The following is a 20,119-nucleotide window of genomic DNA, read 5'->3' on the forward strand; positions in this document are numbered from 1 at the left end:
AAAAAAAGGTTTTTTATCAAATTTTGCCGAATCTTAAAGGTGAAAGGAGGAAAAATCGATGTTAACTGCTAATACGAAATCAGGTAAACAAGTCTGTCTGGGTCATCATTACAAGAAAGAATCCCTAAATTCCCTTCGCAACAAGGAAGAATTTATTTGCCCAGTCTGCGGGGAAAGTGTTTTCTTAAAATTAGGAAACCAACGAATTTTTCATTTTGCTCATAAAAGTGGGGGGAGCTGCCGAGAGTTTTATGAGAATGAAACTATAAACCATTTGGAAGGAAAACGACAGCTCTTTCAATGGCTTTTAGGACAAAACATTCCTGCAGTTTTAGAGTTTTATGATAAGGTAATTGGTCAGCGTCCAGACATTATGTTCCAATATCAAGGGGAGAAATACGCATTGGAATATCAATGTTCTCCATTGCCAGAAAAGGATTTTATCAAGAGAACGACAAACTATTTAACTCATGAATATATCCCGTTGTGGATTATCGCAAACAGCCATATCCATAAAAAAAGAAGAAATATCGTGGCATTGTCAAACTTTGATTATTTATTTTTACGGAAGGCTCCAGCACAAAACTACTTTATTCCATCTTATTGCCCCGAAAATAGGCACTTCCATCTCCTAGAATCCATTCAACCCATTTCAATAAAAAATGCTTTGGTACAACATTCAATATATCAACTCGATAAAATTAGTCTGGAAGAATTATTAGGTCCTAGGTTATCAGCCAGTATAAATATGAATAACTGGAATACAGAAAAAGAATCATTCATATTAAATTGGATGCTTCATCCCAATCCAAAACAAAACTCTTTCCTCCATGAAATATATCAACGAAATTTAAATATGTTTTTATTACCTCCAGAAATAGGCCTCCATGTGCCACATTCAGTTCTTATTCAAACACCACCCATCATATGGCAAACATATTTATTTATTGATTTGCTCGCTGATAAAAAGCCACAGGATACTTTTACATTAAAGGAACTAAATTTCCATTTTAAAAAGAGAATCCATCGAAAGGAAATTATGCTGCGAAACTTGCCGCAGTTGGACTCTCTAAATCCGATTACGGCCGAGATTTCCTACTTGAAACAGTTGGAAAAGATTGGGGTTATAACAGAACAAGGAGAAAATATTTTTAAACTAGAGCGGAAAATATTGATCCCAACCACTAATCGCGAAAAGGAAGAAGCAAAGCTCCACTTTAATCAAAAATATCTTAATATGTTAGTGAAACAATAAATGAAATAATTGCTATGGGCATAATATAGAGAGGTAAATCGTTTCTTTTCAAGCCTTAAAGGAGGAAATTGGAAGGATTAGGAGAATAATATGTATGTGTATGGTTATTCGTAAAACAATAGAATGGAGGATGGACGATGGCAAATGAGGCAGCTGTAAAATCGCTACCAGTAAGAAGTGAGATTCCCGTTGAAGATACATGGAAATTAGAAGATATTTTTGCCAATGACCAAGAATGGGAAAAAGAGTTTCAGGATGTAAAAAGTCAAATTGCAGGTATTAAAGAATTTGAGGGAAAATTGGGTGAAAGCGCCGAAACCTTTTATAAGGCTCTTCAATATCAGGATAAGCTGCTTGAACGAATTGGAAAGCTATATACATATTCACATATGAGATATGACCAGGATACAACAAATTCTTTTTATCAAGGATTAGACGATAGAATGAAAGCTCTGTATTCTCAAGCAGGTAGTCAACTTGCCTTTATTGTTCCGGAAATTCTAGCAATTGATGAAAACAAAGTGACTAGCTTTTTAAATGAAAACACGGAATTAAAGCTTTATGAGCATGCAATTGCTGAAATTAATTTGCAAAGACCACATGTACTGTCTGCTGAGCAGGAAGCATTACTAGCTGAAGCAAGTGAAGTAATGGATGCTTCAAGTAATACGTTTGGAATGCTGAATAATGCTGATTTGGAGTTCCCATCTATTAAAGATGAAAATGGGGAAGAGGTAGAAATCACACATGGACGCTATATTCGCTTTTTGGAAAGCAAGGATCAGCGTGTAAGACGCGATGCCTTCAAGGCAGTATACAAAACATATGGTAATTTTAAAAATACCTTTTCTAGTACTCTAAGCGGCAACGTGAAGAAGGATAATTTCAACGCAAGAATAAGGAAATATGAATCGGCAAGACACGCAGCCCTTTCTGCTAATAATATACCTGAAAGTGTATATGATAACCTTGTTAATACCGTTACTGATAATCTTCATTTATTACATCGATATATAAAGCTTCGTAAAAAAGTGTTGGGCATAGATGAACTCCATATGTATGATTTGTATACGCCGCTTGTTAAAGATGTGAAAATGGAAGTTAAATACGAAGAAGCTAAAGATTTAATCATAAAGGGATTAGCACCATTAGGTGAGGAATATTCAAAGATATTACAAGAAGGCTTCGAAAACCGCTGGGTTGATGTCCATGAAAATAAGGGTAAGCGCAGTGGCGCTTATTCTTCCGGTGCATATGGAACTCATCCTTATATTTTGATGAACTGGCAGGATAATGTAAACAATTTGTTTACACTTGCTCATGAGTTTGGCCATTCTGTGCACAGTTATTACACTAGAAAATCACAGCCATATCCGTATGGAAACTATTCCATTTTCGTGGCTGAAGTCGCTTCAACCTGTAACGAAGCACTATTAAATGATTATTTATTAAAAACGATTGATGATGAACAAAAGCGGATTTACCTTTTAAATCACTATTTGGAAGGCTTTAGAGGAACCGTATTCCGTCAGACGATGTTTGCTGAATTCGAACACTTGATTCATCAAAAAGCCCAAAATAATGAGGCGTTAACCGCCGAATCCTTAACGGAAAGCTACTATGCATTAAATAAAAAATATTTTGGCGAAGAGGATATCGTGATAGATGAGGAAATCGGATTAGAATGGGCTAGAATTCCACATTTCTATTACAATTACTATGTTTATCAATACGCAACAGGTTTCAGTGCGGCTACTGCATTAAGCAAGCAAATTCTAGAAGAGGGAGAGCCTGCAGTCAAACGCTATATTGATTTCCTCAGCTCAGGAAGCTCAGATTATCCGATTGAAGTGTTAAAGAAAGCCGGAGTCGATATGACGAGCGCTGATCCAATAAAAAATGCATGTAAAGTATTCGAAGAAAAATTAAACGAATTGGAGCAGCTATTATCATAAGGAAAATAAAGGGATGGTGACAATTGTCACCATCCCTTTTAAAAACCTTTAAATCGTTTTCGGTTATTAAGGTAATAAATAAAAATAAGAATAGATACAAACAAAATTGGGGTACTAAGCATTATTGGAAAAATTTTAAGCAAAGCAAGCAAATGGAGAAAAAACGCAGCTGATATAAAAAGAATCATTACGATAAATGGAAATTTGCTCAAAGTAATTCCACCTTTTTAAAGTATTTAAAAGAATAAATTTCGACTTTGAGAATTGTCCAGCTCGAGCCCCTGGTCAAGGCGCTTCCGCTTTTCTATTATGTCTATTGTCCAATTCTTGAAATTATGATTTTTTGACAATAATGTGAAATAACACACAAACTCATTGTCAGTCTATTAAACCCCATGCTATATTTAAAACGTGAAGTTGATCACTACAAACATATACCCCTTTGTTTGACCGTGAAAAATTTCTCCCATCCCCTTTGTTCGTATTAATAGAAAAATGCCTTGCAGTATAAAACTGCAAGGCATTTTCATTTTTTTCAAATGCAGAATAGAGCCAAGTTTAATTTTCCTCAATATATCTCCAAAAGGTTCCGTATTTTGCAGGAATTTGTTCCACAATCTGCTTTAAAAGAAGCTTTTTCATTTCTTTTTCAATTTGAGAAATTGACATATTGTACACAACGGCAATTTCCTTTGATGCAACAAATTTAAAACACTTCAAAAATGTCTCTAACGGAGGTGGGGAAGATTGAATCGGTTTTTCGGATAGCATTTCTTCTAGAATGTGAACATAAACCTCATAGGGATACGTTCCAGTAATTTTTATCCCCTCATCCTCAACATTTTCATTAAAAAATACTAGAGTCGGAATTTCATGTACATCCATTTCTGAAGTAATCTTTAAATCACATTGAAAGGCTTTAGCAGCACTCTCTGAATGCATATCATTGGTAAATTCCTCCACATCAAGACCGGCACTTTCTGCACATTCCTTAAGCACCTTTAGATTCGAAATATTCCGCTTTTCTAAAAATAATACCTCCTGAATTTTTCGCAAAAAACGGATTCCAGCTCGTCTCCCTTGAAGTTCTGCAGATTTTAAGGCAATGGAAACATTATAAGGAGCATCGACCGGATTTTCTAACCAAAGGCTTCCGTCACATGACATTCCCGATCTGCTTGCAGTTTTCTCCCATAAATCAGCCATACTCTCATAGCTTTTTTTTCTGCTTAAATTTAAATTAGCCAGTCTTCCACTTAGAACGTGTTTAATTGAAAAATAACGACCATATTCAATTTGCAATTTTTTTAAAATCGGTTCAAGCGCCCAACATTCAGGACATAAAGGATCAATAAACATATAAATTTCAATGGGCTTTTTATCAGGGCAATTCTGCTTTGGGCTTGATGGCCAAGAACTATTCACGAGTATCACCAATATTTTCATTAATATCAGGAGTATTTATCATATGTTGGGCCGTAAGATATAGACGAGAGTAAAATTCATCCCTAAGTGGTCCCTGAAATCCGATTATATCCATTGCCTGAGTCATACATGAAAGCCATGCTTTTGCACGGACTGGTGTAACCGGAAATGGCAAATGGCGTGCGCGCATCATCGGATGCCCATGTTCATCAGTATAAAGTGCTGGCCCGCCTAAATATTGTGTTAAGAATTGCTTTTGTTTACGAGCAATTTCTGTAAATTCATTTGGGAATATCGGTGCAAGATCAGGATGTTGTGCAACAAGGCCATAAAAAGTATCCACTAGCCGATGTAGAGTTTCTTCCCCAATGGCTTCGAATGGTGTAAGCTTTTTCTCAATCATGTTGACAACTCCTTTTAGTACTTTGGTATGTTTAATTGTAGCAATGCATTTTTCATATCACAAATAAATAGGCTTGAAAAGGCTAATTTATTGAGGTGCACATGTTATTTAATGTATACAAGCAGAGTGTTTTTTACTTATTGATTTGCATACTTTTGCCTATAAAAACGCCTAATTTTGTTTTCTGTTTTTCTCTCAGGAACACGGTAATAATGAAGGAGTTCTTGAAAAATCTGCTTCCCATCCTCGTAATTTTCCGCTTCGAATTCTAATTCATAATCTTCATGCTGTAAATAAATGCTGTGATCAAAGACAAGTAATCCTTTTTTATATTCAATTTCAGCTCTATTGGTTACCAGAGATCCAAAGTATTCTATTTCTGAAATAGGAATACCACTTTCCTTTAAAATATCAGTAATTTTTCCAATGGGTAATTTCCCATAATGAATAGCATGATATACTTCTTCTTCGCTTAAAGTTTGATTTGTTTCAAGAAGACCAACTTCAGCAGGCTGCTTGAGTGTCATTTCGTAAGTATTCCTTTTTTTTCGGATGCGTAATGCCGAGGCTGCTGCCTTTAAGGAAAAGCTTGGAGTATCATAATAATGGTTTTCTTGAGTGATAATTTGCTGATAATCTAGGTTAAATTCTTTAAGCAAATTTTCATATTCTGTTTTTGTCAGCATGTTTTTAAATTCGATTTCAATATTTTGCGACACCTTACGTCAATCCTTCCTAATTTCATATTTAATTCATTATCTCAAATTCAACACCAACTGCAATCCTTGGGAGAAATGGGGGAATTATGCTAAAATAGAGGGGAGTGAAAGACGGAGGTAAAATATAATGAAAAGAAGTATATCGATCCAAAACACAAAACTAACAGACAACAAACTTTATTTAGTAGTTGAACAACAAATTGAAGGGTTAATCCCAGAAGGTCAAATTCTAGTGGATTCCGATAAATATTCCTTCATTTATTTAATGGAGGACCAAGAAGATTATACATATATCGTCATGCCGGAACAAATCTGGGAGTTTATAAAAAATTCTTTTGAGAAAAAACTGCCAGTATGGCTAAAAGGGAACGATAAAGAAGTTGAACTAATAGATTTCAATGATGAATTGGAATACCTTATTACCAATATTAAGGGTAATAGTAATTATGGACAAGAAATGGTCACTAAAGTAGAGAGTATTTTCTAACATTGAGGTGGGATTCATGAAGCATTGGGACCAATTTTTAGCACCATATAAACAAGCAGTTAATGAATTGAAAATAAAGCTAAAAGGAATTAGGGGACAGTTTGAGCTTGATTCCTCTCATTCACCAATTGAATTTGTAACAGGAAGAGTTAAACCAATCGCTAGTATTTTAGATAAAGCAAATCAAAAAGGAATTCCACTGGATAAATTGCAAGAAGAGATGCAGGATATCGCGGGGATGCGTATCATGTGTCAGTTTGTCGAAGATATTCATCGAGTTGTTGGTTTATTAAGAAACCGCAATGATTTTGAAATTGTTGAGGAAAGAGATTATATCTCGCATGAAAAAACAAGCGGTTATCGGTCCTATCATGTTGTCATAAGCTACCCTGTTCAAACGATTAATGGGGAAAAGAAAATACTCGCGGAAATTCAAATCAGAACATTGGCGATGAATTTTTGGGCAACGATTGAGCACTCGCTAAATTACAAATACAAGGGCGTTTTTCCAACCGATATTAAGATGAGGCTGCAAAGGGCGGCAGAAGCGGCTTTCCGTTTAGATGAGGAGATGTCATTAATTCGCGGTGAAATTCAGGAAGCCCAAGCATTTTTTACTAGAAAAAAAGAGCAGAAACAAGAAGAAAAAGACTGATAACCAGGGCAGCCTTAAGAATCATTCTGAACAAGGAGCTATAATCAAATGAAATTTGCGATTACCTCAAAAGGAGATCAAAAATCAAATATTTTGATGCATAAAATGAGGACATATTTGCTTGATTTTGATCTTAAGTACGATGAAGACCAACCGGATATCGTTATTTCTATCGGCGGTGATGGTACGTTGCTTTATGCCTTTCACCGCTACAGCAGCCGTTTAGATAAAACAGCATTTGTCGGAATTCATACAGGCCATTTAGGCTTTTACGCTGATTGGATTCCAGATGAAATTGAAAAGCTTGTGATCGCTATTGCCAAAACCCCTTTTCAAGTAGTCGAATACCCGCTCCTTGAGGTTATCATTCGCTATTCTCATGCTGGGAAGGAATCAAGATATTTAGCTTTAAATGAATCGACAGTAAAAAGTGTTGAAGGGACACTTGTAATGGATGTCGAGATTCGCGGTCAGCATTTCGAACGTTTCCGTGGAGATGGCCTGTGTGTATCCACACCATCCGGCAGTACAGCCTATAATAAAGCATTAGGCGGGGCCATAATTCATCCATCGATTCCTGCCCTTCAGGTTGCAGAAATGGCTTCGATTAATAATAAAGTTTTTAGAACAGTGGGGTCACCACTCATTCTCCCGGCTCATCATACCTGTATGCTAAAGCCTGTAAATCGGTCTGATTTCCAGATAACGATCGACCATTTGACTTTGCTACATAAAGATGTAAAGTCGATTCAATTCAGGGTGCCAGATGAAAAAATCAGATTTGCCCGCTTCCGCCCATTTCCTTTTTGGAAAAGAGTGCATGATTCGTTTATTTCTGATTGAGAAGGGGGCCAAAGATGGTATCACAATTTCAATTGGAATGGGGTATTGATGCCAGCAATGCCGGAATGCTGGTCAAAGAATTTTTAAAAATGGAAGAAATATCCCGATCCGCTTTAACTGATATCAAGTTTAACGGCGGGAATATTCTTGTAAATGATGAAGAGGTGAATGTTCGTTACAAACTGCTGGAGGGTGATATTTTAAGAATTATTTTTCCGCCTGAAAGCCCAAGTGAAGGCCTAAAAGGGGAAGAAATCCCCTTAGAAATAATATTTGAAGATGATTTTATGCTCGTCGTCAATAAGCCTGCAGGAATGAATACCATTCCATCACGTGAACATCCTGATGGAAGCTTAGCCAATGGTCTTGTTGGCTATTATGAAGACAAGGGAATTCAAGCGACTTCCCATATTGTTACCCGCCTCGATCGGGATACCTCAGGAATCGTTTTAATCGCAAAGCATCGGCATGTACATCATTTGTTTAGTCTAATGCAGCGGAGCGGAAAGGTGAAGCGGTCTTACGAAGCTTTTGCTGGTGGTTCAATTATGAAAGATAAAGGAACAATCATTGCACCAATTGGTCGCAAAGTAGAGAGTATCATTGAAAGAGAAGTCCGTGACGATGGCCAATATGCCTGTACCCATTTTCATGTAATCGGAAGGAATCGTTCCTTTACCCATATAGAACTTCAGCTAGAAACGGGTAGGACCCATCAAATTAGAGTTCATTTATCCTATATAGGTCATCCCCTCCTCGGTGACGATTTATATGGCGGAGAGACTTCCTTAATTGAAAGGCAAGCCCTGCATTGTAAAAAAATCAAATTTACTCATCCATTTTCACATAAGATTATGTGTTTTACTGCACCTCTTCCTGAAGATATGGAAGATATTTTAAAGGCTGCCTCGCATTTATAAGGGACAGCCTTTTTCATTATTCACTGCTTATTAAATCAAATTGTTTAAATTTTTCAGGAACAGACGGCATAGTAGAAGGAACAGACACGATTTCCATTTCAGGATATCTTAATGCTGTCAAATGTCCACCAAAAACAGCGCCGGTATCAATATTATACGTATTGTTAAGAATTCTTGTCTGATTCACTGGTGTATGCCCATAAACAATACAAGCATTCCCATGATACTCTTTTGCCCAATCCCTTCTGACTGGTGAACCATCAGGGTGTTTTTCACCTGTAATATCACCGTATAGAACAAATTCTTTGACCTTTGAGTTTTTCTTTCCGATAAATTCCTGTTTTATTCCTGCATGTGCTATAACTAGCTTTTGAGTATCTAATATTAAATAAAGCGATGACCTTTCATAAAGCTCGGTAAATTTTTTACGAATGGATTGTTGGTCTTTTTTATATAATGATTCATATTCTGCAACCGTTGTTTCAAGCCCGTGTTTGATCTGGACCTTGTTGCCTAAGAAAAAGCGATATAATTTGTTACAGTGATTCCCTGGGGTGTAATAAGCCTTTTTGTATTTAATCACAAGTTCCCAAACAATCTCGGCTACCTTAAGTGAGGCAGGACCTCTATCAGTCAAATCGCCAACAAACCCTAGGACTCTGTTTTCCGGATGAAGCGGGATACCGTTATCCCATTTATAACCTAGGTTACTCGTGAGATTTTGGAATTCCGGTAAACACCCGTGGATATCGCCGATTATATCAATTTTCATTGACAGAAACCCCCTTCAATCCCCTTTATTTTTTGTACTGAAGTCGATTTTTATAAAAAGAATTCTTGGTATATGTGATTTTAAAGGGAGGTAGAAAAATGGAACATCATGTTTCAATTATTTCCTTACTTGTTGTGGTTATGATGGCCTTTCTAACACCGATCCTGCTGCATCGATTTAAGTTAAATTTTATTCCGGTTGTGGTAGCTGAAATTATTATGGGACTTATTATTGGGAAAAGCGGTTTTGATTTAGTTCATGAGGATATGTGGCTATCTACTCTAAAGACTCTTGGATTTATTTTTCTGATGTTTTTAAGCGGACTTGAAATTGACTTTACTGCCTTCTCGAAGGGAAAAGCACGTGATACTCTTTCAAATGGAAAAATAGAACCAAATTCGTTTGTTGTCTCCTTTTTCATTTTTTTAGGAATTTTTATTTTTTCGCTTGGATTATCATACCTATTTGTTTGGGCTGGTTTTATTGATAATGCCCTCTTAATGACATTGATCATTTCAACTATTTCATTGGGGGTTGTTGTTCCCACCTTGAAAGAAGCCCATTTGATGAAAACGGTCATTGGCCAAATTATTTTGCTGGTTGCCGTCATCGCCGATTTAGCCACGATGATTTTACTTGCCATTTTCGTTTCAGTCTATGAGGCAGGTCATGGAAATACTTGGCTGCTGCTGATATTGTTTGCAGCAGGAATCGGACTATATTTTATCGGAAAAAGATTTAAAAATAGGACCTTTTTTCAAGCTCTATCTACAGGAACAGTACAGATTGGTACACGGGCAGTGTTTACCTTAATAATTGTTTTAGTTGGGCTTTCTGAAACAGTGGGTGCTGAAAATATTTTAGGTGCTTTCTTAGCTGGGGTTCTCGTTTCATTGCTATCTCCGAACCAAGAGCTTGTACATAAACTTGACTCATTCGGCTACGGCTTTTTAATCCCGATTTTCTTTGTGATGGTTGGTGTTAATCTAGATGTTTGGTCATTATTTAGTGAAAAAAAATTATTGTTACTAATCCCTCTTTTATTAATGGGGCTCCTTTTATCTAAACTAATCCCCGTCTATCTTTTGAAATTTTGGTATGATACGAAAACGGTAATTGCATCAGGGTTTCTTTTAACGTCGACACTCTCGCTGGTCATTGCTGCCGCAACAATAGGAGAGCGGATGGAAGTCATAACCGAGCAAATGAGTGGAACATTAATATTAGTTGCCGTGATTACGTCTATTTTTACACCAATGGTCTTCAAAAAGCTATTTCCAAATGAAGCGGCTAAGGGGAAAAAGGTTAGCGTTGCTTTTTTAGGAGCAAATCAAGTCACACTGCCTGTTTCAAGAGAATTAAAATCCGGTCTATATAATTCAGTTCTATATCATACAATTATGGATAAATCAGACAGGCAAATTGCCGATTCGCTTTTTGATATTGAGGAAATCAATGATTATTCCATGGAGAGCATTGCCAAAACAAAAGTTTATCAATCAGAGGTTGTCGTGATTTCAACTGGTGATGAGGAGCAAAATGCCACCTTGTCCATTGCTGCTAAAGAAAAAGGTGTACCAAGGGTCATTGCTCGAATTGAAACTCCTGAATTAGAGCAAACCTTACGTGAGCATAATATAGAAGTATTTTCTGCCTTTATGTCAACTAAAGCGTTGCTGCGGGCGTTAATTGAAACTCCAAGTATTATTAATATTTTAACCAATCAAGAAACCGGCCTGTTTGAAATCAAAATGATGAATGAACATTTTGAGGGAATGTCATTAAGAAGATTTCCATTTACAGGCGATATTATTTTTGTGCGGATATTTAGAGGTAAGGATTCAATTGTGCCCCATGGCGATACGGAGCTTCAACTAGCGGACCGTTTGATTGTAACTGGTTCAAGGGAATATGTCGATGAGTTAAAAAAAGAACTGGAATTTTGTGAAACCAGTTAAACCTGTTAAATTATTCACCCTTCTTGTTACTGTACTTTTCATTTTTCTTAAATTAGTGTAGAATTAGTACCAAGTACTAATAACACGTATTTATTGTGGGAGGAATTTTTCAAGATGAATTTTTCATTAGCTGGAAAAACATTTGTAGTAATGGGTGTTGCCAATAAACGCAGTATTGCATGGGGGATTGCACGTTCACTCCATAATTCAGGTGCACGCTTAGTATTTACTTACGCAGGCGAGAGACTTGAAAGCAGTGTCCGAGAATTGGCTGGCTCCTTAGAAGCAGAAGGAACAATTGTCCTTCCATGTGACGTAACAAGTGATGAGGCTATTGCCAAGTGCTTTGCAGATATTAAAGAAGCGGTTGGAACCATTCATGGAGTAGCGCACTGTATTGCATTTGCCAATAAAGAGGAGCTGCAAGGGGAGTATATGAATACAACCAGAGAAGGCTTTTTACTCGCTCATAATATCAGCTCGTACTCTTTAACAGCTGTGGCAAAGGAAGCACGCGGTTTAATGACAGAAGGCGGCAGCATCGTGACACTTACCTACTTGGGTGGTGAGCGTGCTATTTCCAATTATAATGTTATGGGTGTAGCTAAGGCTTCACTTGACGCAAGTGTTCGTTATTTAGCTGCAGACCTTGGTAAGGATAATATCCGAGTTAATTCTATCTCTGCTGGTCCAATCCGAACATTGTCAGCTAAAGGAGTAAGTGACTTTAACTCTATTTTAAAAGAAATTGAAGAAAAAGCTCCATTACGAAGAACAACAACCCCTGAAGAGGTTGGAGACACAGCTGTATTCCTTTTCAGTGAACTATCCCGTGGTATCACAGGAGAAAACATCCACGTTGATTCAGGATTCCATATTTTATAATTTTTACTCAAGGCCTGCTGTTAAAGCAGGCTTTTTCTTTTTTAAAACAGTGTGACGGGTATAGGCATTTCGCATACATATAAAGTGAAGGAATATGTAAATGGAGGTGCTTTGAGCATGTCGAAAAAAAGGAGTCAAGAACCGTTACTTTTTACTAATCAGCCAATCTCCAAGACTCCATCGAACCATAATATGCAGGAAATCTACACAAACAGACATGAAAGGGAGCAGCAAAAGGAAGATAATCATGTAGTAGAAACAAAAAAGAGGGTAAAAAAAGAGGCAATACCTGACGACATAGCAATGGATATAACAAAAAAAGAAAGTAAGTCAAATCAAGAGAAAAGTCAGTCCTCAATGTCCAGAGTAAAGCCTTTTAAAGAAATGAATATAGTGGAGCGAATTGAATATTTACTAAACTTCCCAAAGGTTCTTCCGCCTGCTCCATGCGTTATTTATACTGCAAAAAACAGATACCAAGGTTATATTACTGAATATACTGACAATCGAGTAACCATTCAATCTCCAGATCAATCCTCTAATACCATACTTCTCGAAGATATTAAAAATGTGATTATGATTGGGATTAAAAGATAGGTTAGGTAGAAATTTAAAAAGCCAGCCGATTAACCGACTGGCTCATTTATTTAGGGGCAAATTCCTAGGTCCACGTCCGCAATACATTGCACTGCACAGAAGCATTTTAAATCTACTGTGATACAGTCGTTACTAGCACGGAAGCGTTCAACTTGGCAAACTTTTGTAAGGTCAACACAGCATTTGTCTCCGCTTGAAACAAGATTTACCGGTACAAAGTTACCGCCATCTCTGCGGCCTGGTACTAACACACGAAGCGTTGCACAGCAGTTATCAAATACGTCTTCGACACGGAAGAAGATTGATACACAAGCGTTATTTTCGCCGCTAAAGAATGCGTGGAATGGAGTCCCATCCGCAGTGCTCAGTACAAAAACACGAGTATCAACAGGATCTCTTCTAGTTGGCGAAACTAGTGAACCAAGAGGTTCGTTAAAACAACTGGAACATTCCGCGCATTCCGCTTCTTCAACTGCATTATCCTGGATATCTTTTATCGCACGAACTACTTCACACACGCAGTTTATGTGACGATCATGATCATGACTTCCACAACAACCCATTTATTTTTCCTCCTTAATCCCTTTTATATCTTACATTACTAACATATTTTAAAGAACGTTTTTGGGTTACGGACAATTGCCTCTTTTAAAAAAATTAGGCGGATGAATAGAAAGGACAAATGTATAATGAAAATAACTTTTTTAAACATATTCCTTTTATCATTATCCTGCTTTAGACTAACAAGGCTGCTTGTTTTTGACAAAATAACTGTATTTATTCGGAAGCCATTCTTTGATGAAATAAAAGAAGAAAAGGACGATGGTGAAATAGAGGTCTACTATCTTCCTAAGAAAAAGGGGATAAAAAAGTTTTTTGGTGAGCTATTAAGCTGTTTTTGGTGTACAGGAATATGGGCATCGGCGATTATTGTCACAGCCTATATGCTGTTTCCCATCTATTCCGCACCGATTATTCTTATCCTAGCAATAGCTGGTTTAGCTTCTTTTATCGAAACAATTGTTCAATTTTTTATTGAAAAATAATGTTGTTCGTGGAGACAAGACTAATTTGTTGTTCATATCCTAATTAGTAGTTTAAGAATAATTTGGAAGGAGAGACTACATGAGCAACACAAATGACTCCAATAACACGAACAAAAAGAAAAAGAGCTCAGAATCAAATCAAGGTTACCAACCTTCAAAACCTATTAAGTCGCAAGGGTGCGGCTGTGGTAAAAAAACTTCAATGTAAATAGGAAAACTGCTAGTTTTGACTGGCAGTTTTTATTTTTTAAATATACTAACGGTTTAAAAATTAAACTTATCTAGTCATAATTTTAGCGAATCTCGAAAAAAATAAATGGTATCAGTATGTCATAAAAATTAATCAAGGGAAGGAAATTATATGCATATTACTTTTCGTTTGATTGTATTGGCTTGCTTTGTATTACTCTCTTCCTGTAATCAGCATCAGCAAGGTAAGGATAGTCAACTGGCGCTTTTAAAAACGACCAATCCTAAGCCAGTAATAACAGATAAAAATAATAAACGTGACGGAGTTACAGCGATCAAAAAGGATGTAAGTTCTTTGCCGGAATTATATGATGTCGCCGTCGTGAAAGGAAAAAAGGATACACTCGTAGTATATAAAGTGAAACATTTACATCGCTTTCAAATGAAAAAAATCGAAAAGAATATTAATAAAAAGCTTGAAGAAAAATATCCAAAGGAAAATTTTACAGTCTCAAGTGACTATAAAATTTTTCTTGAAGCCGTTAGGCTTGATGAACGGATGAAATCTTCTAAATTTTCCCAAAGAGATGCGGAAAAACGTTTAGAGGAAATCGTCAAAATGACCGAAGAAATGAAGTAAGAAAGGGTGAAGCAGGATGACAAACAAGCAAAAAAACATGACTCCTCAACAGCAAAACTATCAACAGCTTCAGCAAAAACATGAGATAAAACGACCTGTCCTAAAAAATTGTATAAAAGCATTTTTTGTTGGAGGCTTGATTTGTGTTGTTGGCCAAGCTATTAGTTATTTTTACATATATTTCTTTAATTTTACGGAACAAAGTGTAGGGAATCCAACAGTTGCGACGATGGTCTTTTTATCGATGCTGTTAACCGGCTTTGGAATTTATGACCGGATTGGACAATTTGCTGGCGCAGGCAGTGCAGTACCTGTAACAGGTTTTGGCAATGCCGTTATTTCTGCCTGCATCGAGCACCGTACGGAAGGATTTGTTCTCGGAGTTGGCGGTAATATGTTTAAGCTTGCAGGATCAGTCATTCTTTTTGGTGTCTTCTCCGCCTTTGTAGTAGCACTTGTTAAAACGTTACTAGTCATTTGGGGGGTTTTGTAATTGTTAAAAGGGCATCAATCATGGGTGTTTGAAAACCGGCCAATGATTTCAGCGACAGGGGTAACGGGCGGCCCGTTCGAAGCAAATGGAAAATTGGCGAATGATTTTGATCTCTTATATGAAGATTTGTGGATGGGTAAAGAGTCTTACGAGAAAGCGCATAGGCTATTGCTTGAAGAAGCGATTAAAATCACCTTGCAAAAAGCGAACCTCCAAAAAGAACAAATTCAATTTTTATTTGCTGGTGATTTAATCAATCAAATTACCCCAACAAGCTTCGCGGCGAGGACGATGCAAATACCCTATTTCGGGCTATTTGGCGCATGCTCAACCTCAATGGAAGGATTAGCCTTAGCATCATTTGTCGTCAATTACCAAGGGGCAAAAAAGGTTTTAACAGGTGCATCCAGTCATAATGCCGCTGTGGAAAGGCAGTTCCGCTACCCAACTGAATACGGCGGGCAAAAACCCCCAACGGCACAATGGACGATAACCGGTGCAGGGGTAGCACTCGTCGAGCCTAATGAATCCGGACGCTTGGTCCCGGTTACTACCTCTGCGACAATTGGGAAGGTTATTGATATGGGGTTAACGGATCCATTTAATATGGGCGGGGCCATGGCACCGGCTGCGGCCGATACGATTATGGCACATTTCCGCGACCTGCAATTAGATCCTTCTCATTATGATTTAATCATAACCGGTGATTTAGGCAGGGTTGGACACGACACTGCATTTGAGTTATTAAATAAAAGTGGTCTAAAAATGGAACGAAAACAATTTCAGGATTGCGGATTATTAATGTATAAGGATGATCAGCCAGTTCAGTCCGGAGGGAGTGGTGCAGGTTGTTCTGCAACGGTTTTATATGGACATTTACTAAACCAATTGAAAAAAGGTATATATAAACGGATCCTAATTGTTGCAACGGGGGCATTGTTATCCCCGCTCAGCTTTCAACAAAACGAATCCATTCCATGTATTGCACATGCTGTTGCCATTGAAATGAATGGATAAAAGGGGTGAGTTTATGCTCGCAATGTTTTTTTGGGCGTTTGTGATTGGCGGACTCATATGTGTCATTGGGCAGCTTCTTTTTGACGTTGCTAAGTTGACTCCAGGGCATACATTAAGCCTCCTTGTTGTGGCGGGGGCTGTATTGGATGGATTCGGATTATATGAACCGCTCGTTGACTTTGCAGGGGCTGGAGCAACCATTCCCATTACCAGTTTTGGGAATGCCTTAGTCCACGGAGCCTTAGAGGATGCCAAGGCACACGGTATCATTGGGGTGTTAACCGGCATGTTTCAGGTAACAAGTTCTGGAGTGTCTGCCGCAATTATTTTTGGATTTATTGGAGCCCTATTCTTTAAACCTAAAGGGTAATGAAAACAATTTTTAAGCCAATTTATGGATTAAGATATCGTGCCTATACATTTTTTTAAGTACTTTCATATGTTATTAATGAAAATACTAAGGTGAGGTGACTATCTATGTTCTATGGATGTGGCGGCTACGGTTATGGTGGTGGATTTGGCTACGGTTCAACTTTTGTTTTAATCGTAGTATTATTCATTCTGTTAATCATTGTAGGTGCAAGCTTTTTTTAAACCATTTGAAAGCTTGACAGCGGTGGATAGGGTTGGTCATATTTGTGGCCAGCCCTTTCTTTGTCTTTTATTCACAAAATCGCCCTGCCTTCATACAATAAAGTAGTTTATGAAGGAGTGTGAATTTTTACCATGGATAATGGTTTCTTTAAAAATATAGAAAAGAAAACTGGAGTCAATATGAAAGAAATCTTTGAATTAGCGAACTCCTTACAGCATGCCAATTTTAAGGACCCAGATACTGTTCGAAGTGTCATTCAAAAAGTTTCTCGAATTGCCGGTAAATCAGTTAGTAAAGAACTTGAAGATCAAATTGTTCAAACTATTGTTAAAGATGGAAAACAGCTTGACTTTAATACCATTTCAAAAATGATGAATAAAAAATAAAAAGAAAGACCTCATTCCTATGCTCAGGAGTGGGTCTTTTTCTTTTTTGTGAGTGGTACGAGGAATCTTGAACGGTTAGCTTTTTTCCCTCGTCTATTTTCCGGAACGGCAATAAAAAGCTGGTCTCGGGCACGTGTCATGGCAACGTAAAATAATCTCCGCTCTTCTTCCAGTGAATTAAAGTCGCCATTTCGATTAGCATCGAGGGCAAAGTCATGAGGCAGACTGCCATCGACGGCATCCAGAATATAAACAATTTTATATTCAAGTCCTTTTGCCCGGTGTATGGTACTTAGGGTAATGGCATCAGTAAAATGCTTACTTAAATTCTTAATTTCCTTATTCATGGCGGACATATGCTCGGCATGTGCCAACAATCCCTCAATCGAGTCGAAGCTTTTAGCTGCAACCTTTAAATCTTTAAGGTCATCAGATCCTTTTTCCAGCATGCTCGCTTCATTGCCGCGTTTTTTGAGAAAATCAAGAAAGCCAATATCCTTTTCAATTTTTCCAATTGCTGACTGAGGATTCAAATGCTTTATTCCTCTAATGATACTAACAGCCTGCTTTAATTTTTTTGCTTGAAACGCATGGGCCGTTTGAAGGTGCGATATTGCCTCTAGAAAACTACAATCTTGCAATATGCTAATTGCTTTAATATCCTTCATAACCGACTGTTTTAAAAATAATAGCGGTAAAATATCCGCTATTGCCTGAGGATCATCCTCATTTAAACTTACCTTAAAGAAAGAAAGGGCGCTCCTGACAATGTATCGATCGTAAAAGGCTTCAGCATCAAGGTCAATTTTAAAAGGGAGATTTGAGCTTGCTAAACGTTCAAATATCGCTCTTGAGCCGGCGTTGGTTCGGTAAAGAATAGCAAAATCAGAAGGATTTGCACCATTTGTGATCCTTTCTTGAATGTCGGTAACAATCATTGTTGCTTCTTCCTCTTCATCATAAGGAAAAAACAACATCGGAAGGGCACCTGAAGAAAATTGTGCCTCCATTTTTTTCGTTCTTCTGATTTTATTAACAGCGATCATTTGATTAGAAGCAGAAACAATTTCATGGGTAGAACGATAGTTTTGATCAAGAGTGATTAGTTTTGCATAGGGGAAATCCTTTTCAAAGTCCAATAAGTAGCTTGGATCACTGCCTCTAAAGGAATAAATGGCTTGATCATCATCACCAACAGCACAAACATTTTTATGCTTTCCTGATAATAATTTAATCAGTTCATATTGAACTTTATTAATATCCTGAAATTCATCGATTAGAAAATAATGGAATCGTTCTTGGTATTGTTCAAGAAGAGAAGGGGATGTTTTTAAGAGCTGATAACAGCCCAGCAGCATGTCATCAAAATCAAACAGTCCTTCACTTTGTTTAAATTCTTCATATCTTTTATATAATAATGCTGCACTTTCTTCCCATTCTGATGCGGGCCTTATTTCATTGGGCATTAGCAGCGAATTTTTCCAAAAACCAATTTGTTGCAGGGCTAAATCATAAGCAAATTCTTTCTCCGAAAGACCCAGCTCTTTTCCAGCATCCTTTAAGATTTTTTCCCGCTGCCATTCCTTCTTCAGCAGATTGTTTGATGACCAATTAGCCGCATCATGGAACATGAGGATGCGATAAAAAATACTATGAAAGGTTCCAGAGACAAGCTGATTGATTTTTTCCCGCTTCATTTGCGGATAGGATAGCAAACGGTTTTTCATTTCAGAAGCTGCTTTGGATGTAAAGGTAACGAGCATGATGGTCTGTGGATTAATTTGCTTCACTTCAAGCATAAAGGCAGTCCGGGCGGTAAGCACGCGCGTTTTTCCACTTCCTGCACCCGCAAGTACTAATAAAGAGCCATCTGTTTCTAAAACAGCTGCAGTTTGACTTTTATCTAGGACTACCCCATTTTCTGCTAGGAGAAGCAAATAGGGCGAGCCATCTTGGTGTAATCCGTCCATTTTCTTGTTAAAAGGGACTTCATATTCAATAGTTTTAGCAGGTTTGTATAATTCTTGGAAAGTGGAGGCTTCGGTAATGGTTCTGCCTTGAGGTATCTTAAATCCGTTTCGCTCGATAAAGTTTTCATTTAATTTTGGTTGACTTGGTTCAGTGCATCGTTTCTCAGGCGAAAGTGAATGAAAAAAATGAGGAGACTCTTTAATGCCAAGGGACATCCTCATCTTTTCGGCGCATACTGGGCATTGTAATTCTCCGTTTTTTCCAGCTATAAAAAATTTTTGGTACTCATCACGTTTTAAATAACTAAGAGTAATGTTTTGTTCTTTATAAATTACAGTTTTCATATTTTATTAACCCTCAATTTCGAAAAATAACACATGTTCTATCATATCAAAACCATACCTTATCTAAAAGTATTTCATCAGGATAGGTTGAAATAACCAAAAAAGCACCTGCTGTTTTTCAGCAAGTGCTTCTCACGTTATATTTCTTTTACCATCGTTTTGTGTGGAATTCCTGCGTCCAAAAATTCCTCAGAAACAATTTCGTAGCCAAGACCGGCATAAAAGGGAATGGCGTGTGTTTGAGCATTTAGCTTTAATTTGTGAAGCCCCTTTTCACTGGCATGGTCCTCGATTTTCTCCATAATCGTTTTTCCAGCACCCGTTTTTCTGGCTTCTTTCGTTACACAAATCCGTTCAACTTTTCCAAATCCATCCACAATCCGAAACCTGCCAGCCCCAATGGGAGAATCATTCTGGTACATGACAAAATGAGTGGCTTCATCTTCATATTGGTCAATTTCCTCTTCTAGAGGGACATTTTGCTCCTCCACAAAAACGGTTTTTCTGACGGAATAAGCATCTTCTAATTCTTTTTGATTTTGAACAACCTTAACTTTCACTGCA

At 37.4% G+C, this 20,119-nt stretch carries 24 protein-coding genes; 16 read left to right on the top strand and 8 right to left on the bottom strand.

Features of this window, described 5'->3' with window-relative positions; all coding sequences use genetic code 11:
- The first annotated feature begins 58 nt into the window (after positions 1-58).
- Complete coding sequence (locus AC59HZ_RS05865) at positions 59-1,255, top strand: competence protein CoiA (RefSeq protein ID WP_496544923.1); 1,197 nt, start codon at positions 59-61, stop codon at positions 1,253-1,255.
- A gap of 137 nt (positions 1,256-1,392) precedes the next feature.
- Positions 1,393-3,210 (top strand): oligoendopeptidase F, encoded by a 1,818-nt coding sequence (gene pepF, locus AC59HZ_RS05870; protein ID WP_496544924.1) that lies wholly within the window; start codon positions 1,393-1,395, stop codon positions 3,208-3,210.
- A gap of 38 nt (positions 3,211-3,248) precedes the next feature.
- Here pepF and AC59HZ_RS05875 read toward each other — a convergent pair whose 3' ends face one another.
- The 4 genes from AC59HZ_RS05875 to AC59HZ_RS05890 form a co-directional block, all read right to left on the bottom strand.
- The gene (locus AC59HZ_RS05875; protein ID WP_496545348.1) at positions 3,249-3,398 is read right to left on the bottom strand and encodes a hypothetical protein; all 150 of its coding nucleotides are present in this window, start codon (positions 3,396-3,398) and stop codon (positions 3,249-3,251) included.
- 370 nt (positions 3,399-3,768) lie between these two features.
- Positions 3,769-4,569, bottom strand: a complete 801-nt coding sequence (locus AC59HZ_RS05880; protein WP_496544925.1) for a ClpXP adapter SpxH family protein — start codon at positions 4,567-4,569, stop codon at positions 3,769-3,771.
- 58 nt (positions 4,570-4,627) lie between these two features.
- Entirely contained in the window at positions 4,628-5,038 is a 411-nt protein-coding gene (locus AC59HZ_RS05885; RefSeq protein ID WP_496544926.1) for a globin domain-containing protein, read from the bottom strand.
- Positions 5,039-5,175: 137 nt separating this feature from the next.
- Positions 5,176-5,757: a CYTH domain-containing protein gene (locus tag AC59HZ_RS05890; RefSeq protein WP_496544927.1), complete on the bottom strand. Its 582-nt coding sequence runs from the start codon at positions 5,755-5,757 to the stop codon at positions 5,176-5,178.
- 127 nt (positions 5,758-5,884) lie between these two features.
- Here AC59HZ_RS05890 and AC59HZ_RS05895 point away from each other — a divergent pair, with 127 nt between their 5' ends.
- The 4 genes from AC59HZ_RS05895 to AC59HZ_RS05910 are packed head-to-tail and all read left to right on the top strand — an operon-like array spanning position 5,885 to position 8,662.
- Entirely contained in the window at positions 5,885-6,244 is a 360-nt protein-coding gene (locus AC59HZ_RS05895; RefSeq protein ID WP_496544928.1) for a UPF0738 family protein, read from the top strand.
- A 16-nt stretch (positions 6,245-6,260) separates the two neighbouring features.
- A complete protein-coding gene (gene yjbM, locus AC59HZ_RS05900) occupies positions 6,261-6,899 on the top strand; it encodes a GTP diphosphokinase (RefSeq protein ID WP_496544929.1) in 639 nt (212 codons plus the stop codon).
- 48 nt (positions 6,900-6,947) lie between these two features.
- Positions 6,948-7,742 carry an NAD kinase gene (locus tag AC59HZ_RS05905; protein ID WP_223592805.1) on the top strand — a complete coding sequence of 265 codons (795 nt, stop codon included), beginning with the start codon at positions 6,948-6,950 and terminating at the stop codon, positions 7,740-7,742.
- 14 nt (positions 7,743-7,756) lie between these two features.
- Positions 7,757-8,662 carry an RluA family pseudouridine synthase gene (locus AC59HZ_RS05910; protein ID WP_496544930.1) on the top strand — a complete coding sequence of 302 codons (906 nt, stop codon included), beginning with the start codon at positions 7,757-7,759 and terminating at the stop codon, positions 8,660-8,662.
- Positions 8,663-8,678: 16 nt separating this feature from the next.
- On the opposite strand, the gene prpE is transcribed toward AC59HZ_RS05910, so the two are convergent.
- A complete protein-coding gene (gene prpE / locus AC59HZ_RS05915) occupies positions 8,679-9,434 on the bottom strand; it encodes a bis(5'-nucleosyl)-tetraphosphatase PrpE (protein WP_496544931.1) in 756 nt (251 codons plus the stop codon).
- A 98-nt stretch (positions 9,435-9,532) separates the two neighbouring features.
- Here prpE and AC59HZ_RS05920 point away from each other — a divergent pair, with 98 nt between their 5' ends.
- The 3 genes from AC59HZ_RS05920 (at position 9,533) to AC59HZ_RS05930 (ending at position 12,874) form a co-directional block, all read left to right on the top strand.
- Entirely contained in the window at positions 9,533-11,392 is a 1,860-nt protein-coding gene (locus AC59HZ_RS05920; RefSeq protein ID WP_496544932.1) for a monovalent cation:proton antiporter family protein, read from the top strand.
- A gap of 114 nt (positions 11,393-11,506) precedes the next feature.
- Entirely contained in the window at positions 11,507-12,277 is a 771-nt protein-coding gene (gene fabI / locus AC59HZ_RS05925; protein ID WP_496544933.1) for an enoyl-ACP reductase FabI, read from the top strand.
- A 117-nt stretch (positions 12,278-12,394) separates the two neighbouring features.
- The gene (locus AC59HZ_RS05930; RefSeq protein WP_496544934.1) at positions 12,395-12,874 is read left to right on the top strand and encodes a CotO family spore coat protein; all 480 of its coding nucleotides are present in this window, start codon (positions 12,395-12,397) and stop codon (positions 12,872-12,874) included.
- A 50-nt stretch (positions 12,875-12,924) separates the two neighbouring features.
- Here the strand turns inward: AC59HZ_RS05930 and AC59HZ_RS05935 are convergent, their stop codons facing one another.
- On the bottom strand, positions 12,925-13,437 hold the full coding sequence (locus AC59HZ_RS05935; RefSeq protein ID WP_496544935.1) for a CotY/CotZ family spore coat protein: 513 nt from the start codon (positions 13,435-13,437) through the stop codon (positions 12,925-12,927).
- Between the two features lie 126 nt (positions 13,438-13,563).
- Here AC59HZ_RS05935 and AC59HZ_RS05940 point away from each other — a divergent pair, with 126 nt between their 5' ends.
- The 7 genes from AC59HZ_RS05940 to spoVIF all read left to right on the top strand — a co-directional run bounded on the left by AC59HZ_RS05940 (position 13,564) and on the right by spoVIF (position 17,240).
- Positions 13,564-13,920: a DUF1360 domain-containing protein gene (locus AC59HZ_RS05940; RefSeq protein WP_496544936.1), complete on the top strand. Its 357-nt coding sequence runs from the start codon at positions 13,564-13,566 to the stop codon at positions 13,918-13,920.
- 361 nt (positions 13,921-14,281) lie between these two features.
- Positions 14,282-14,749 carry a YhcN/YlaJ family sporulation lipoprotein gene (locus AC59HZ_RS05945; RefSeq protein WP_496544937.1) on the top strand — a complete coding sequence of 156 codons (468 nt, stop codon included), beginning with the start codon at positions 14,282-14,284 and terminating at the stop codon, positions 14,747-14,749.
- Between the two features lie 16 nt (positions 14,750-14,765).
- Positions 14,766-15,242 (top strand): stage V sporulation protein AC, encoded by a 477-nt coding sequence (gene spoVAC, locus AC59HZ_RS05950; protein ID WP_496544938.1) that lies wholly within the window; start codon positions 14,766-14,768, stop codon positions 15,240-15,242.
- Positions 15,243-16,259: a stage V sporulation protein AD gene (gene spoVAD / locus AC59HZ_RS05955; protein WP_496544939.1), complete on the top strand. Its 1,017-nt coding sequence runs from the start codon at positions 15,243-15,245 to the stop codon at positions 16,257-16,259.
- A 13-nt stretch (positions 16,260-16,272) separates the two neighbouring features.
- Positions 16,273-16,629 carry a stage V sporulation protein AE gene (gene spoVAE / locus AC59HZ_RS05960; RefSeq protein WP_496544940.1) on the top strand — a complete coding sequence of 119 codons (357 nt, stop codon included), beginning with the start codon at positions 16,273-16,275 and terminating at the stop codon, positions 16,627-16,629.
- A 107-nt stretch (positions 16,630-16,736) separates the two neighbouring features.
- Positions 16,737-16,853, top strand: a complete 117-nt coding sequence (locus tag AC59HZ_RS05965; RefSeq protein WP_496544941.1) for a YjcZ family sporulation protein — start codon at positions 16,737-16,739, stop codon at positions 16,851-16,853.
- A gap of 132 nt (positions 16,854-16,985) precedes the next feature.
- Positions 16,986-17,240, top strand: a complete 255-nt coding sequence (gene spoVIF, locus AC59HZ_RS05970; RefSeq protein WP_496544942.1) for a sporulation-specific transcription regulator SpoVIF — start codon at positions 16,986-16,988, stop codon at positions 17,238-17,240.
- A 23-nt stretch (positions 17,241-17,263) separates the two neighbouring features.
- On the opposite strand, the gene AC59HZ_RS05975 is transcribed toward spoVIF, so the two are convergent.
- Complete coding sequence (locus AC59HZ_RS05975; RefSeq protein WP_496544943.1) at positions 17,264-19,555, bottom strand: UvrD-helicase domain-containing protein; 2,292 nt, start codon at positions 19,553-19,555, stop codon at positions 17,264-17,266.
- Between the two features lie 137 nt (positions 19,556-19,692).
- Positions 19,693-20,115: a GNAT family N-acetyltransferase gene (locus AC59HZ_RS05980; RefSeq protein WP_496544944.1), complete on the bottom strand. Its 423-nt coding sequence runs from the start codon at positions 20,113-20,115 to the stop codon at positions 19,693-19,695.
- Between the last annotated feature and the right edge of the window lie 4 nt (positions 20,116-20,119).

The organism is Neobacillus sp. DZ-9 (assembly GCF_059587065.1).

Bases quoted from the DNA above. Each gene is read 5' to 3' on its own strand.
- AC59HZ_RS05865 (WP_496544923.1), top strand. From the start codon at position 59: ATGTTAACTGCTAATACGAAATCAGGTAAACAAGTCTGTCTGGGTCAT.
- pepF (WP_496544924.1), top strand. From the start codon at position 1,393: ATGGCAAATGAGGCAGCTGTAAAATCGCTACCAGTAAGAAGTGAGATT.
- AC59HZ_RS05875 (WP_496545348.1), bottom strand. From the start codon at position 3,398: ATGATTCTTTTTATATCAGCTGCGTTTTTTCTCCATTTGCTTGCTTTG.
- AC59HZ_RS05880 (WP_496544925.1), bottom strand. From the start codon at position 4,569: ATGTTTATTGATCCTTTATGTCCTGAATGTTGGGCGCTTGAACCGATT.
- AC59HZ_RS05885 (WP_496544926.1), bottom strand. From the start codon at position 5,038: ATGATTGAGAAAAAGCTTACACCATTCGAAGCCATTGGGGAAGAAACT.
- AC59HZ_RS05895 (WP_496544928.1), top strand. From the start codon at position 5,885: ATGAAAAGAAGTATATCGATCCAAAACACAAAACTAACAGACAACAAA.
- yjbM (WP_496544929.1), top strand. From the start codon at position 6,261: ATGAAGCATTGGGACCAATTTTTAGCACCATATAAACAAGCAGTTAAT.
- AC59HZ_RS05905 (WP_223592805.1), top strand. From the start codon at position 6,948: ATGAAATTTGCGATTACCTCAAAAGGAGATCAAAAATCAAATATTTTG.
- AC59HZ_RS05910 (WP_496544930.1), top strand. From the start codon at position 7,757: ATGGTATCACAATTTCAATTGGAATGGGGTATTGATGCCAGCAATGCC.
- prpE (WP_496544931.1), bottom strand. From the start codon at position 9,434: ATGAAAATTGATATAATCGGCGATATCCACGGGTGTTTACCGGAATTC.
- AC59HZ_RS05920 (WP_496544932.1), top strand. From the start codon at position 9,533: ATGGAACATCATGTTTCAATTATTTCCTTACTTGTTGTGGTTATGATG.
- fabI (WP_496544933.1), top strand. From the start codon at position 11,507: ATGAATTTTTCATTAGCTGGAAAAACATTTGTAGTAATGGGTGTTGCC.
- AC59HZ_RS05930 (WP_496544934.1), top strand. From the start codon at position 12,395: ATGTCGAAAAAAAGGAGTCAAGAACCGTTACTTTTTACTAATCAGCCA.
- AC59HZ_RS05935 (WP_496544935.1), bottom strand. From the start codon at position 13,437: ATGGGTTGTTGTGGAAGTCATGATCATGATCGTCACATAAACTGCGTG.
- AC59HZ_RS05940 (WP_496544936.1), top strand. From the start codon at position 13,564: ATGAAAATAACTTTTTTAAACATATTCCTTTTATCATTATCCTGCTTT.
- AC59HZ_RS05945 (WP_496544937.1), top strand. From the start codon at position 14,282: ATGCATATTACTTTTCGTTTGATTGTATTGGCTTGCTTTGTATTACTC.
- spoVAC (WP_496544938.1), top strand. From the start codon at position 14,766: ATGACAAACAAGCAAAAAAACATGACTCCTCAACAGCAAAACTATCAA.
- spoVAE (WP_496544940.1), top strand. From the start codon at position 16,273: ATGCTCGCAATGTTTTTTTGGGCGTTTGTGATTGGCGGACTCATATGT.
- AC59HZ_RS05965 (WP_496544941.1), top strand. From the start codon at position 16,737: ATGTTCTATGGATGTGGCGGCTACGGTTATGGTGGTGGATTTGGCTAC.
- spoVIF (WP_496544942.1), top strand. From the start codon at position 16,986: ATGGATAATGGTTTCTTTAAAAATATAGAAAAGAAAACTGGAGTCAAT.
- AC59HZ_RS05975 (WP_496544943.1), bottom strand. From the start codon at position 19,555: ATGAAAACTGTAATTTATAAAGAACAAAACATTACTCTTAGTTATTTA.